We start from the raw sequence: 13285 nt of genomic DNA, 5'->3' as shown, positions 1-13285 counted from the left end.
AGCCGGGAGAACATTATGTATTTGATAACAGGAGCATCCAGAGGGATAGGGAGATTTTTAATTGAAAAATATGCAAAAGCAGGCCACCAGGTTATGGGCCTTTACAAAACCACTGAACCTGAGTCTATTCATGGTGAATATTACCAGTTAGACATTAGCAATGAAGAGGAGGTTGCTAAATTTTATGAGGCTAATAAGGGAAAGCTTAAAGACATTGTGTTAATCAATGCAGCGGGGATTTCTTATAATGCTTTCGGTCATAAAGCCGACATTGATGCCTGGAGCGAAGTAATAAAAACCAATTTAATTGGCTTGTTTAATCTCACTCGTCTAGTACTGCCCATTATGCGGACCGACAGTTATGGCAGGATTATCAATTTCTCCTCAGTCGTTGCTCAACTCGGGGTGCCAGGCACCAGCGCTTATGCTACCTCGAAAGCAGGGCTGTGGGGAATGAGCAAAGCCCTCGCAGTAGAAAACGGATCAAAAAACGTTACGATCAACAATATAAATCTAGGTTACTTCAATATAGGTATGATTGAGCAGGTACCTGGTAATATGTTAGAAAACATACTGCAGAAAATACCTGCTGGCCGTCTCGGATCCCCTGAAGAAATATATTCAACGGTAGACTTTATAATTAATACACCATACCTAAATGGTGCCTCCATTGATCTAAATGGTGGTATGCTATAGAAGAGGTTATTAGTTTTTTACTTACTAACCCATATGCAATTAAACGCAAGAGAGGAAACTCCTGTAGTCTCGGTCTGGATGATAACTTATAATCATGAAAAGTTTATCCGGCAAAGTATTGAGAGTGTTCTTATGCAGAAGACAAATTTTCCTATTGAACTGGTTATAGGAGAAGATTGCTCAACTGATGGCACTCGCAAGATTATTGAAGAACTTGAACAAAAATACCCACAAGTTATCAAACCGGTTTATCACAAAAGTAATGTAGGTGCAGCTAGAAATGCTTATGAATTTTGTTTACCTAAACTTAAAGGTAAATATGTTGCTTGTTTAGAAGGCGACGACTATTGGATGGATCCATTTAAACTACAAAAACAAGTAGATTTTTTAGAGGCCAACCCTGACTATATTTTATCATTTCATGATTGTAAAGTCGTTGATAGAGATAATAAGGTTTTAAAAGAGGGAAGGCTTGCAGAAAACTTTAAAAAAGATCTGCCTCAAGAAAGCATCATATTAGGTTCACTAATTCCAACAAATACAGTTCTCTTCAGGAATAGAGTTATAACATGTCCTAAAGAGATTTTTAGCGTTACAAATAATGATACCTTTCTTTTTGCTTTATTAGGACAACATGGGAAGGCAAAATTCTCTAATGATGTGCAGCCATCGGCATATAGGGTGCATGATGGTGGCATATGGAGTTCCATAGATAATCTTGAAAAACGCAAAAGCGGATTAAATACTTATGAGCAATTATACAAAGTGATTGATAGTAAGTATAAACATCTTATAAAGAAAGCTCTATTCACACGGCGATTAATGCTTATAAAGCAAAATAAAAGTGTTCTAGATTCTATTAAGTATTATATAAACTCTTACAATTACTTTTATTTCGGGAATGGGATGTATAAAACCTGGTTAAAATCACACTATGATTTGTTAAAACAGCTGTATAGAAACTAAGAAGATGCTTACAAACAGGATTGAATCAATTAATTTGAGAATTGGCAGGATAAGGTACAAGCTAATGAAAGCTTTGAAAATTGAGAGTGAGTTTTCAAGGCGGATAAAATATAGGCACAAAACATTCTGGACGGGAGAAGGCAATAGAGATGCTATTTATAGAACAATGAATGCTAATGACCCGATAGAGAAGTGGGAGGATATAGAGAATTGGCAGCGTAAACTTAGTAATAAACATAATTCCAGGCAGTTTGCTATCAAACATTCTTGTAATGTTCCGGAACTTTACTGGCAAGGTAGAGATGTCGATAAAATTGATTTTTCTTCTTTACCCAAAAATTTTGTTATTAGACCGATTACAGGATCAGGTGGTAGTTCTATTTATCTAATTAAAGATAGCAAAAATTTATTTGATGGTAAGAGTTATACTCAGCAAGAACTTATCAATTCTATGTCTGTCGTAATAGATAAGCATCCTAACCAAGAGTTTCTGATAGAAGAATTTGTTACGGATGAAAAGGGTAATCAGAGAATACCCGATGATTATAAATTTTACATGTTTAATGGAGAGGTAGCGTGCATTCAGATTATAAATAGATTAAGCCCAAGTAGAGGGAAGACCAGCTTCTATGATGTAAACTGGACTCCTCTTCCTAGGGTTCAATTAAATTATGCGACCGGAGAGAATCAGCAAGCACCAAAGTGCCTCGATGAAATGGTCAGAGCTGCAAAGGATTTAAGTAGAGCGTATAAAATATTTGCAAGAATAGACTTTTACGCTACCCATAAAGGGGCTGTATTTGGGGAAATTACACCTACTCCTTTTCTTGGAAGTGCTTTCACATCATTTGGAAATAAGTTACTCATTAGTAAATGGGATAAGTATTGTAAAGGGATGATATAGTTTTGAAAATAAAAGTTATAATTCTTTTATATACTATTAAAATCAAGAATACTAATAGTAAAATTATATACTAGTATTGATCTTTTACAAAACTTTAGCTTGGCATATAAAAATTGGTTCCCATAAGGTTATAATACGGTAGCTGGATTATAATTTCGTTAGCTTTGGCATTTCCTACATTACTATCTTACCTATTAGTAGATATATAGATATTCTGCTGTAAATAAATGAGAGCAAATACCCCATTAGTTTCCATCATTATTCCTGCCTTCAATAGAGCTAACTTAATTGGTCATTCTATTGAAAGCATTATCAATCAAACTTATCTTAACTGGGAACTAATTGTCGTTGATGATAGGTCAACTGATGAAACAGAAAAAGTTGTATTAAACTATTGTATAAAAGATAATAGAATTAAATATCTCAAAAGACCTACATCTTTGCCAAAAGGTGCTAATACTTGTAGAAACTTAGGGTTTGATAAGGCAAAAGGTGAGCTAATAAAGTGGGTAGACTCAGATGATCTACTTGATAAAATCATCCTGCAGGAACAAATAAATGTTTTCAATAATCATCCTGAAATAGATTTAGTTGTTTGTAATGGAGTATATTTTACAGAAGAGGGTATACTTCATAATGAATACTGGTCAAAATATGTAATTACAGAGAATCTGTTTTATGATTACATCAGAAATACAGTTAGATGGCATGTATGTGGATGCCTGTGGAAAAAAAACTTTTTTAAAACTGCTCCCTATAAGCTAGGTTTGATGAATGCCCAAGAATGGCTTATGCACGCAACTGCTATTTTAAGACAACCAATTGTTAAAGGAACAGACACTACACTTTTCTATGTTAGAAGAAGTCCTACAGGTAGGATAAGTACAAATAGAAATAAGCAATATTTTTTAAACGCAGCTAAGGCAAGGTCACTATTACTATTAGAGAATGTTAAATCAAGTGATAGATCCATTAAGGCTAGCTTAGAAATAACAAAACAAATACTGGTTAACGCTTTTCATGCTGTGAAAAACTTTTAGCCTTTAAAATAGCTTCTAGGCTAAATTCTCTTTTAAACTAAAGATATACACTATTATATTATTAATAAAAAACAAAATTTTTGAATGAAAATAATTAGGGTATGCACTATATTAGACTTTGGTGGAGTTGAGAAAAGATTAGTTAATATAGCACAGAGTTGTCCTAGCGGAATAGAAACTATATTCATTGCATTAGGTACTGGCGGCTGGGCTGCCAATGAATTGCAGAAGTACAGTAAGGAAGTTATTTGCTTAGAATCTGACTATCGCATCCCAAATTTAAACTTAATATTTAAACTTGTTAAGATATTCAAGTTTCTAAAACCAGATGTAGTTCATACTTCTGGAGCAGAGGCCAACTTTCATGCTCAAATCGCAGCCTTCATTGCTAGTGTGCCAAAGCGTGTGAGTGAAGAGATAGGTTTCCCAAATCATAGCAGAACTTCTAGATATATCTTTGGCAATGTATACAAACTATCTCATAAAGTTGTCTGTATATCAAAGGCTGTTGCTGACAAAGTTGTACAACTAGGAGAAGCAAAAAAGGAAAATATTGAAGTTGTGTATAATCCTATTGCCTATAATATTTATGAGAGGCAAATCACGAAAACGGAATCGCCCCTAAGGTTTGTCACTGTATGTAGGCTTACTGAGATCAAAAACTTAGCAAGATTAATAAGAGTCTTTCATAGATTTTTAGATGTTTCTCCAGGTTCAGTTCTTCAGATAGTTGGTGACGGGCCTGAAAAAGAAATTCTTCAAAAGCTTGTCAACGATTTAAGTATAGATAACAGCGTTTGGTTAGAAGGGTTTTCTCAAAACCCTGCTAATTTTTTACTTGAGGCTGATGTATTTGTGCTACCATCATATTCTGAAGGTTTAGGAAATGCTATTATGGAAGCAATGCTCGTAGGTATTCCTTGCATTGTATCTAATATTGGTGGTGGAAGAGAATTGATAGAAGATGAAATCAACGGTTGGTTAATTAATCCTTATAATGATGAAGAAATATTCCAGAAATTAGTTGCTGCCTCTACAACTACAATTGCTCAGCGAGAGTCAATGGGTTTAATAAGTAGAAAATTGATAAAAGATAAGTTCTCATCTGAAAATCACTGGAAAAGCCTTATCAATATATACAGAAATTGAGGTGAAAATAAGAATATTATTTATTCAAGAGACAATTAGTAGTGGCGGTGTAGAGCGAAGACGCTATTCTCTTGTCAAGTTTCTTCCAAAAGAAAAATACGAAATAAAAATTATATGTACTAAAAGTTTGGGCCCCTTAGTCGAAAATATTAAAGAAGAAGGGGTGGAAGTGATTGAAATTGGTGTGCTTTCTAAAGTATGGGATACAGATAAGTATAAAGCCGTATTGAAAGTAATAAAAGCTTACAAACCTCACATAATTCACGGTGCTGTTTTTGAGGGTGTATTGCTCTCAACAATTGCTGGCTATATGGGTAGAGTACCTATCATTATTGCTGAGGAAACCTCTGATCCTCAGAACCGCTCAATTAAGGCTAGCTATCTTCTTAAAATTTTATCATTAATAGCAGATAAATTTATTGCTATTGCACCAAATGTTGGCAATTATTTAAAAGAGGTAGCCAGAGTTTCCCCATCTAAGATAAAAGTGATTACTAATGGAGTTTCTTTACCGAGACCTGTAACTTTTCACGAAACAACAAAATTAAGAAATTCTTTAGGAATTCAAGTAGAGGATTTTGTGATAGGAAGTGTAGGAAGATTGTTTGATGACCATAAAAAGTTCACAGATATAATTAAAGCTATATCCCTTTTGAGCCAGAGATCTAATATAAAACTGTTGATAATAGGAGACGGAAAAGACAAAGAATTTATCAAAAGGGAAGCTGAAAGTTTAGGGTTGTCTAGAAATCTGGTTATGGTAGGTTTTCAATCGGATACAGCTCCCTACTATAAGTTAATGAATATCTTTTGCTTAGCCTCACAGCGAGAGGGTTTCGGTTTAGTAGCTGCCGAGGCTATGTTCCATGAACTACCAGTAGTTGCAACCAAGGTTGGCGGATTGCAAGATATAGTAGTTAATAATGAAACAGGTATATTGGTAAATGCTAACCGACCGGAGCAGATTGCAACAGCAATAGATAAGCTGTTTTCCAATCAGGATCTTATAATCAGTATGGGTAAGAAAGGTAGATTAAGAGCAGAAAAAGAGTACAGTGCCGAAAGGTATGTAAAAGAAGTTGAGGAAATGTATAAGGAGTTGCTGAGACAGAAACAGATAATATGAAGTTACTATTTGTTACCTGGAATGGCCCTGAGGTGAGTTATATTGAAGGCTTATTTCTACCAATATTTGAGCAACTATCAACCCAAAATAATATTGAATGCCATATACTACAGTTTACCTGGGGGGGAAAAGAGTATGTTTCTAAAGTAAGTAAAGCCTGCGAGTCGAAGGGCGTTCACTATGAGTTAATCAAGGTAAACCGTAAGTTTGTTCCCGCTGCCCTATTAAAGGCGAATCTACTTGATAGTAAAAGAGTAAGGAAGTATATACTAGAGCATAAGATTGATATTGTCATGCCCCGGGCTACAGTAGCTGCAGCTATCGTCCTTCGGGCAATAAGTGGAATACCGCAGGTGAAAATGCTCTATGATGCAGATGGCTTGCAGCAGGATGAGCGGGTAGATTTTAGTGGTTGGAATCCTTTGGAACTACAATACAGGATTTACCGCGATATAGAGTTCAAAGCGTTGAGAAAGGCTGATGGCATTTTGGTGCGATCTTTTCAGGCAAAACAGATCTTAGCAAGCAGAGCAGGAGCTCAATTTGATGAAAATATTATTACAGTAATAAATAACGGCAGAGATAAGAACCTGTTTGCTCCCAAATACAATAAAGAAGTCAAAAGCAAACTTTTCAATGTTAGTGCAGATGACTTTCCTGTATTAGTATATGCGGGTTCTATAGGACCGCAGTATTGTATTGAAGAGATGTTATATGTTTTCAGCAGGGTGCAGGAACGATATACAGATGCTAGATTTCTGATTTTAACCGGTCAGCCTGATGTAGTTTATCAGAATCTAAAGGCGTATGGTGATTTACAAGACAAATGCCTCATCAGAAAAGTCGCTGCAGAAGAGGTGCCTACCTATTTGTCTATAGCAGACATAGCCTTTGCTTTAAGAAGACCTACCTTTTCGATGAAGGCGGTTGCACCTATTAAATTAGGGGAATACCTGCTATGCGGTGTCCCGGTAATCGCAACGAAAGGAATCGGTGATACCGAGTTGTACATTAAGGATGTTGCATGTGCCTATCTGCTCGAAGACCTGGGAACCGAAAAATTAGACGCTGCTGTGCAATGGAGCCTACAGTTGCTGGATCAGGAAAAGGGTAAACTCAGAGCAGAAGCCAGAAAGATTGGAGAAGAGTTTTTTGATCTGGGAAAGACTGCCGGACAATATATACATGCAATACAATCCTTAAGATAGATCAACTCCAAAAGTATTACCTTTGTACTTTATCATCATTACAGATCAGACTTGAGAGTTTTATTTTTCCCAAAGTATACCCGTCTGGGAGCCAGTAGCAGACTGCGCACCTATCAGTACACGCCTTATTTCGAAGAACAGGGAATTAGGTGCGAATATAGTCCCCTCTTTGATGATCAGTACCTGCAACGCCTGTACCAGAAGAAAAGCAGTAACAAGTTGAGCATTGTCATCGCTTATATTAACAGGTTATTAAGACTTTTTACTATACCAAAATACGATCTCATTGTTATTGAGAAAGAACTATTCCCTTATCTTCCTGCGTTTGCAGAGCAGGTTCTTGCTTTCTTCAAATTCAAGTATGTGGTAGACTATGACGATGCAATTTTCCATAATTATGATTTGCATCCAAACAAATTGATTCGATCGTTACTTGAGAAAAAAATTGCGCATGTAATGAAAGGATCATCGCTTGTGGTAGCGGGCAACACTTATCTAAGAGATTATGCTCAAAAGGCCGGAGCCAGTCAAATTACCATTATTCCAACAGTAATTGATACAGACTCCTACACGGTGAAGACACAAGAAGAGCAGGATAATGTGACAATAGGTTGGATTGGTTCTCCGGTTACGCTGAAATATGTCAAAAATATAGTTCCGGTTCTGAAAGAATTAAGCAGTAAGTATCCATTGAAACTCCACATAATAGGAGGGAAGGCAGGGGTAGGATTTGAAGGACATGAGGAAGTGTTGGAATGGTCAGAAGCTACGGAAGCGGAGTTAATCAGGCATTTTGATATAGGAATTATGCCTTTGAATGACGATGCCTGGGAGAAGGGTAAATGTGGGTACAAACTTATCCAATACATGGGCTGTGGCCTTCCTGTGGTAGGAAGTCCTGTAGGGGTGAATGAGGAAATTATACAGGATGGAGTAAATGGCTATAAGGCCGCTAATTTAGTAAGCTGGCAAAAAAGTTTAGAAACGTTATTAGCTGACAAAGAACTCCGTGAAAAAATGGGGAAACAGGGGCGAGCGCTGGTAGAGGAAAGGTATTCTTACAAAGTGGCTAAAACCATTTGGCTGCAATGCCTACTGGGAGTGCAGAATTCAAAAGATGCTCATTTATAAGTTGATCGCGGATGGGGATTTTTGATATTATCATATTGCTACTAATACCCTACCTGGTTAAGGTAGCAATTCCCTATTTCTCTAAAAGTGCCGGCGTCAGAAACACCAAGTGGTTGTACTATCTATGGTACTACCATGTGCTTTTCGGTATCATCTTCATGTTCTATGTCCAGGTATTTGGAGGAGATGCCATGGGATACTGGCGCAAGACTGATTTAAGCTTCGATCAGTATTTAAATCAAGGCCAGGGTACCGCGTTCATGCATGTATTTAACTATGGGTTCGTACATGTGCTGGATCTATCCTTTTTTACCGGATCTATGATTTATACTTTCATAGGCTTTATGGGGGTAATGTTCTTTTATCTTTCTACCGCCAATCTTGTCAAGACGAATGTAAAAGTCTATGGGTATAATATCTTCCCTTATATATTCTTCTTGCCTAACCTCCATTTTTGGTCCTCAGGAGTAGGAAAGGATACCTTAGTATTCTTCAGTGTAGGCTTATTTTTGTTTAGTGTTATGAGTCCTATGCGTCGGGGTGTAGGTATAGCCATAGCTTTGTTTCTGTCTTATAACATAAGACCCCATATTACCATATTTCTTTTAGCCTCTTTCGGAGCAGGCTTTCTATTTGATAGTAAGCTAAAGCCATTTCAAAAGGTTCTACTTACATGCTGTATGATAGCTGTCGCAGCCTTTATATTTGACGATGTAATGCGATTCCTTAAACTGGACGAACTTTCTACGGAAAGTGTAGAACAGTTCTCTGAAAAGAAGGTGTCGCTTTTGAGTAGAGGTCATACAGGATCTAGCGTAGATATATCAGCTTATCCACTCCCATTAAAGGTCTTCACTTTTTTATTCAGACCTCTATTCTTTGATATACATAACGTAATGGGGGTTCTCGCCTCTTTAGAGAATCTAATTTTATTGATTCTCTTTACAAAAATAGTAAATATGAAAACCATCAGTCTGTTAAAGCAGGCTCCATATCAGATAAAAGGTTTGTTTTTCTTTTTTCTGATAGGAAGTGTTGCGTTCGCCACTTCGCTCGGGAACCTAGGTATTATGATGCGTCAGAAGAATATGCTGGTCCCTGGTATGCTGATATTTATGTTTTGGGTGCTTAGTAGCAGGAAAGAGGAGATAATAGCCAGGTATAAAAGGATGAAGACAAAGACAAATCCAGCACTTGGAGCTGCTTAGCGAACAGAACCTAATGCCAACTCAGATTGCTATCTTTGCACCCGAAAACAAATATTACCCCCATGCCCCCAGTACTCATCCGCATCACCACGGTGCCACTATCTTTGCAAAAGCTGATTACAGGTCAGTTGCCCTATATGCGTTCGAAAGGTTTTGAGCCAGTAATGGTGTCAGCTGCAGGGCCGGAGTCAGAGGCGGTGGTGAGGGAGCAGGCTACACCCTTGATTGAGATCGGAATGACGCGCAAGATTACGCCGGTGCAGGATCTGAAAGCGCTCTGGCAATTCTACCGGCTTTGCAAAAAATATAAACCCGCCATTGTACATTCCCATACACCCAAAGCAGGTATTATCGGGATGCTGGGCGCGAAACTGGCAGGGGTGCCAGTGCGGCTGCACACAGTAGCAGGATTGCCGCTAATGGAGACAGAAGGCAAAAAGAGACAGGTGTTGGAGGCAGTGGAGAAACTGACCTATACCTGCGCTACCAAGGTATACCCGAACTCTACCGTTCTTAAAGAATTTATCTTAGAGAGTAAATTCTGCGCTCCGGATAAAGTGAAGGTAATCGGGAATGGGAGTAGCAATGGCATCAACACTGAGTTCTTTCACAAGGAACAGCTAGATGCCGCCCAACTGGAGGAGCTGAAAGCGCAGCTAGGTATAATGCCTGATGATTTTGTATTTGTGTTTATCGGTCGCCTGGTAAAAGATAAAGGCATTCAAGAGCTCGTAAACGCCTTTAAGAAACTACAAGAACAGCATCCACAAATAAAACTTTTGTTGGTTGGACCCTTCGAGCAGGATCTTGACCCGATCAATGATAGTATTCTAAAGGAGATTGAAAATAACCCGGCCATCCTGTCGGTTGGTTTTCAGCATGATGTGCGGCCATACCTGGCAATCAGTCAGGCGTTGGCATTTCCTTCTTACCGCGAAGGTTTCCCCAATGTGCCTATGCAGGCTGGTTGCTTTGATTTGCCAAGCATCGTAACAAACATCAACGGATGCAACGAGATCATCCAACACGGTGAAAACGGTTTGATCGTGTCCCCCAAGTCAACGGAGGAACTCTACGAGGCTATGCTCACTTTCATAACGGACAAGAAGATTTTTGCCCACATGCAATCAAAAGCACGGCAGATGATCGTGGAGCGTTACGAGCAGACCCATTTCTGGGAGCTTTTATTACAGGAATACCAAACTCATCTGAAACAACATGAACTTATATAGTCGGTTCTTTAAGCGCCTGATTGATTTTGTGCTTAGTCTAGGCGCTTTCATCGTGCTGCTTCCTGTCTTTCTGATTGTTACGCTGCTGCTGGCTATAGCAAATGACGGCAAGCCTTTCTTCCTGCAGCCGCGCCCGGGCAAGCATGGCCGTATTTTCCGGGTGATCAAGTACAAGACTATGAATGACAAGCGGGATGCACAGGGTAATCTGCTGCCAGATGCTGATCGCCTCACCCCGATAGGTTCGTTTGTTCGCAAAACTTCTCTGGATGAAATACCTCAGCTACTGAATGTGATCAAAGGAGAAATGTCCCTAATTGGTCCCCGGCCCTTGCTGGTAGAATACCTGCCGCTTTACAACGAAGTACAGCGCCGCCGTCACGAGTTGCGACCTGGCATCACCGGCTGGGCCCAGGTAAACGGGCGCAACGCCATCAGCTGGGAAGAGAAATTCCGCTATGATGTGTGGTATGTGGATAATGTTTCCTTCTGGCTGGATGTGAAGATCATCTTTAAGACGATTGAGAAGGTGTTTAAGTCGGAGGGGATCAGTGCAGAGGGAGTAGCGACGATGGAGCGGTTTAGGGGGAGTAACTACGTGAATGATTAACCCTCTATCCGCATGTCCAAAGTCCCCTCTAAAGTGGATAGGAGGATGACAATCATGCGCAGGAATCCTGTTAATCCTTAAGTCCTTAAATCCTGATTCAGACATCCACTATTTCAGATTTCTCACTACATTCGAAATGAGAAACTGAGAATTCTTACCTTTGCACCACACCATCTCCCTTATACAACGATGTACCTTTACGGCGCGAGCGGACATGCGAAAGTAATTATCGATATTCTGCGGGATAGTGCTATACCTGTGCTAGGCGCCTTCGATAAGAACCCTGCCATAAAAGAGATAAGTGGTATACCTGTGCTGGGTGCTGAGGTAGAAGAAGAACTGGAGCAGCCGGTAATTATCAGCATTGGCGATAATGCCATTCGCCGCCGCGTGGCTGAAAAATTGGAAGTCTCCTTCGGCAAAGCCATTCATCCAACTGCGATTATATCATCTTCTGCCACAATTGCGGAGGGAACCGTAGTCATGCAGGGGGCCATTATTCAGGCTGACGCCCAAATCGGGCGGCATGCGATTGTCAATACCGGTGCCAGTATCGACCATGACTGTCAGATCGGGGACTATGCCCATATTTCGCCGGGAGCGGTACTGAGCGGAAACGTGCAGGTAGGGGAAGGGACGCATATTGGCGCGGGAGCTGTGGTGATCCCGAACCTGAAGATTGGTAAGTGGTGCAAAATAGGGGCTGGTGCCGTAGTGATACGCGATCTTCCCGATGGCGTGACTGCCGTGGGAAACCCTGCCCGCATTATTAAAGAACATCAGACTAAACTATGAATACAAAAATCTGGCTCTCTTCCCCGCACATGGGAACAAATGAGTTCAAGAATGTAAAAGAGGCTTTTGATACGAACTGGATCGCGCCGCTTGGTCCACATGTAGACGGCTTTGAGCGTGACTTAGCAGACTTCCTGGGGGAGGGCGTGCATGTGGCAGCGCTTAGCTCGGGTACTGCGGCGCTGCACCTGGCGCTCATCATGCTGGGCGTGCAAGCAGGAGATGAAGTGATCTGCCAAAGCATGACCTTCTCGGCTTCGGCTAACCCCATCGTATACCAGGGAGCCACGCCGGTGTTTGTGGATAGCGAAGACCGTACCTGGAACATGTCGCCTGACCTGCTGGAAGCAGCAATTGAAGACCGCATCAGTAAAGGGAAAAAGCCAAAGGCCATCATTGTGGTACACCTTTACGGCATGCCGGCGGAGATGGACCGTATTATGGTCATTGCCGACCGCTATGCTATACCTGTGGTGGAAGATGCGGCGGAGGCGCTGGGTTCTACTTATAAGGGACGTAAGCTGGGCACCTTCGGAGCGATGAGCATCCTGTCCTTCAACGGTAACAAGATCATCACGACTTCTGGTGGCGGCGCCTTGGTTTCGAACAACGAAGCCTACATCAAGCAGGCCCGTTTCCTGGCTACGCAAGCCCGTGACGCGGCTCCACACTACCAGCACTCGCATATTGGGTATAACTACCGCATGAGCAACGTATGTGCTGCTATCGGTCGCGGACAAATGGACGTGCTGCTAGACCGTGTGCAGCAGCGCCGGGCCAACTATACCTTTTATCAGGAAAAGCTGGCTGCTATACCTGCTATTCAATTTGCACAAGAACCAACAGGCGACTATTACTCCAACCGCTGGTTGAGCACGATACTGGTGGATGATAGCAAGGGAGTGAGCCTGGAGGATATCCGCTTGGCGCTGGAACGTGAGAATATTGAATCGCGCCCACTCTGGAAGCCAATGCACATGCAGCCGGTGTTTGCCAATGCGCCCTACTACGGCGATGGTACAAGCGAGCGACTGTTTAACCAAGGTCTATGTCTGCCTTCAGGCTCTAATATGACGAACGAAGAGCGGGAGCGGGTAGTAAACTGTATCAAAGCCTGTTTCGGCTGATAGAACTTTGTTTTGTAAAAAGCCGCCTCTGTTTTGTTCATTATGGCAAAGCAAAGGCGGCTTTTTACGTATAGGTATAAGCTGTGAGAATTG

Annotated in this window: 13 protein-coding genes; all 13 read left to right on the top strand. The window is 40.6% G+C overall.

Annotated features, from left to right (window positions below; genetic code table 11):
• The first annotated feature begins 15 nt into the window (after nt 1-15).
• The 13 genes from B0B12_RS16060 (at nt 16) to B0B12_RS16000 (ending at nt 13192) form a co-directional block, all read left to right on the top strand.
• Nucleotides 16-696, top strand: a complete 681-nt coding sequence (locus B0B12_RS16060) for an SDR family NAD(P)-dependent oxidoreductase (protein ID WP_076670948.1) — start codon at nt 16-18, stop codon at nt 694-696.
• Nucleotides 697-729: 33 nt separating this feature from the next.
• Entirely contained in the window at nt 730-1662 is a 933-nt protein-coding gene (locus B0B12_RS16055) for a glycosyltransferase (protein ID WP_076670946.1), read from the top strand.
• A gap of 64 nt (nt 1663-1726) precedes the next feature.
• A complete protein-coding gene (locus B0B12_RS16050) occupies nt 1727-2566 on the top strand; it encodes an ATP-grasp fold amidoligase family protein (RefSeq protein WP_170871890.1) in 840 nt (279 codons plus the stop codon).
• Between the two features lie 227 nt (nt 2567-2793).
• Nucleotides 2794-3606: a glycosyltransferase family 2 protein gene (locus B0B12_RS16045; protein ID WP_076670942.1), complete on the top strand. Its 813-nt coding sequence runs from the start codon at nt 2794-2796 to the stop codon at nt 3604-3606.
• Nucleotides 3607-3690: 84 nt separating this feature from the next.
• Nucleotides 3691-4755, top strand: coding sequence for a glycosyltransferase (locus B0B12_RS16040; protein ID WP_076670940.1), 1065 nt, complete (start codon nt 3691-3693; stop codon nt 4753-4755).
• A gap of 1 nt (nt 4756) precedes the next feature.
• On the top strand, nt 4757-5881 hold the full coding sequence (locus tag B0B12_RS16035) for a glycosyltransferase (protein WP_076670938.1): 1125 nt from the start codon (nt 4757-4759) through the stop codon (nt 5879-5881).
• Nucleotides 5878-7089: a glycosyltransferase gene (locus B0B12_RS16030; protein WP_076670936.1), complete on the top strand. Its 1212-nt coding sequence runs from the start codon at nt 5878-5880 to the stop codon at nt 7087-7089. Before B0B12_RS16035 ends, B0B12_RS16030 begins: the two co-directional genes overlap by 4 nt.
• Nucleotides 7090-7140: 51 nt before the next feature.
• A complete protein-coding gene (locus B0B12_RS16025; protein WP_076670934.1) occupies nt 7141-8220 on the top strand; it encodes a glycosyltransferase family 4 protein in 1080 nt (359 codons plus the stop codon).
• A 35-nt stretch (nt 8221-8255) separates the two neighbouring features.
• On the top strand, nt 8256-9428 hold the full coding sequence (locus B0B12_RS16020) for a hypothetical protein (RefSeq protein ID WP_170871889.1): 1173 nt from the start codon (nt 8256-8258) through the stop codon (nt 9426-9428).
• A 62-nt stretch (nt 9429-9490) separates the two neighbouring features.
• A complete protein-coding gene (locus B0B12_RS16015; protein ID WP_076670930.1) occupies nt 9491-10660 on the top strand; it encodes a glycosyltransferase family 4 protein in 1170 nt (389 codons plus the stop codon).
• Nucleotides 10647-11270, top strand: coding sequence for a sugar transferase (locus B0B12_RS16010; RefSeq protein WP_076670928.1), 624 nt, complete (start codon nt 10647-10649; stop codon nt 11268-11270). The genes B0B12_RS16015 and B0B12_RS16010 overlap by 14 nt, the downstream gene beginning before the upstream one ends.
• 189 nt (nt 11271-11459) lie before the next feature.
• Complete coding sequence (locus tag B0B12_RS16005; RefSeq protein ID WP_076670926.1) at nt 11460-12065, top strand: acetyltransferase; 606 nt, start codon at nt 11460-11462, stop codon at nt 12063-12065.
• Nucleotides 12062-13192, top strand: a complete 1131-nt coding sequence (locus tag B0B12_RS16000) for a DegT/DnrJ/EryC1/StrS family aminotransferase (RefSeq protein WP_076670924.1) — start codon at nt 12062-12064, stop codon at nt 13190-13192. The genes B0B12_RS16005 and B0B12_RS16000 overlap by 4 nt, the downstream gene beginning before the upstream one ends.
• The last annotated feature ends 93 nt before the right edge of the window (nt 13193-13285 follow it).

This window comes from Pontibacter indicus (assembly GCF_900156345.1).
Taxonomy (GTDB): domain Bacteria; phylum Bacteroidota; class Bacteroidia; order Cytophagales; family Hymenobacteraceae; genus Pontibacter; species Pontibacter indicus.
This window is presented reverse-complemented; position numbering and strand designations above follow the sequence as displayed.

Coding starts and splice junctions, on each gene's coding strand:
- B0B12_RS16040 (WP_076670940.1), top strand. CDS start 3,691: ATGAAAATAATTAGGGTATGCACTATATTAGACTTTGGTGGAGTTGAG.
- B0B12_RS16060 (WP_076670948.1), top strand. CDS start 16: ATGTATTTGATAACAGGAGCATCCAGAGGGATAGGGAGATTTTTAATT.
- B0B12_RS16055 (WP_076670946.1), top strand. CDS start 730: ATGCAATTAAACGCAAGAGAGGAAACTCCTGTAGTCTCGGTCTGGATG.
- B0B12_RS16010 (WP_076670928.1), top strand. CDS start 10,647: ATGAACTTATATAGTCGGTTCTTTAAGCGCCTGATTGATTTTGTGCTT.
- B0B12_RS16050 (WP_170871890.1), top strand. CDS start 1,727: ATGAAAGCTTTGAAAATTGAGAGTGAGTTTTCAAGGCGGATAAAATAT.
- B0B12_RS16005 (WP_076670926.1), top strand. CDS start 11,460: ATGTACCTTTACGGCGCGAGCGGACATGCGAAAGTAATTATCGATATT.
- B0B12_RS16000 (WP_076670924.1), top strand. CDS start 12,062: ATGAATACAAAAATCTGGCTCTCTTCCCCGCACATGGGAACAAATGAG.
- B0B12_RS16030 (WP_076670936.1), top strand. CDS start 5,878: ATGAAGTTACTATTTGTTACCTGGAATGGCCCTGAGGTGAGTTATATT.
- B0B12_RS16015 (WP_076670930.1), top strand. CDS start 9,491: ATGCCCCCAGTACTCATCCGCATCACCACGGTGCCACTATCTTTGCAA.
- B0B12_RS16045 (WP_076670942.1), top strand. CDS start 2,794: ATGAGAGCAAATACCCCATTAGTTTCCATCATTATTCCTGCCTTCAAT.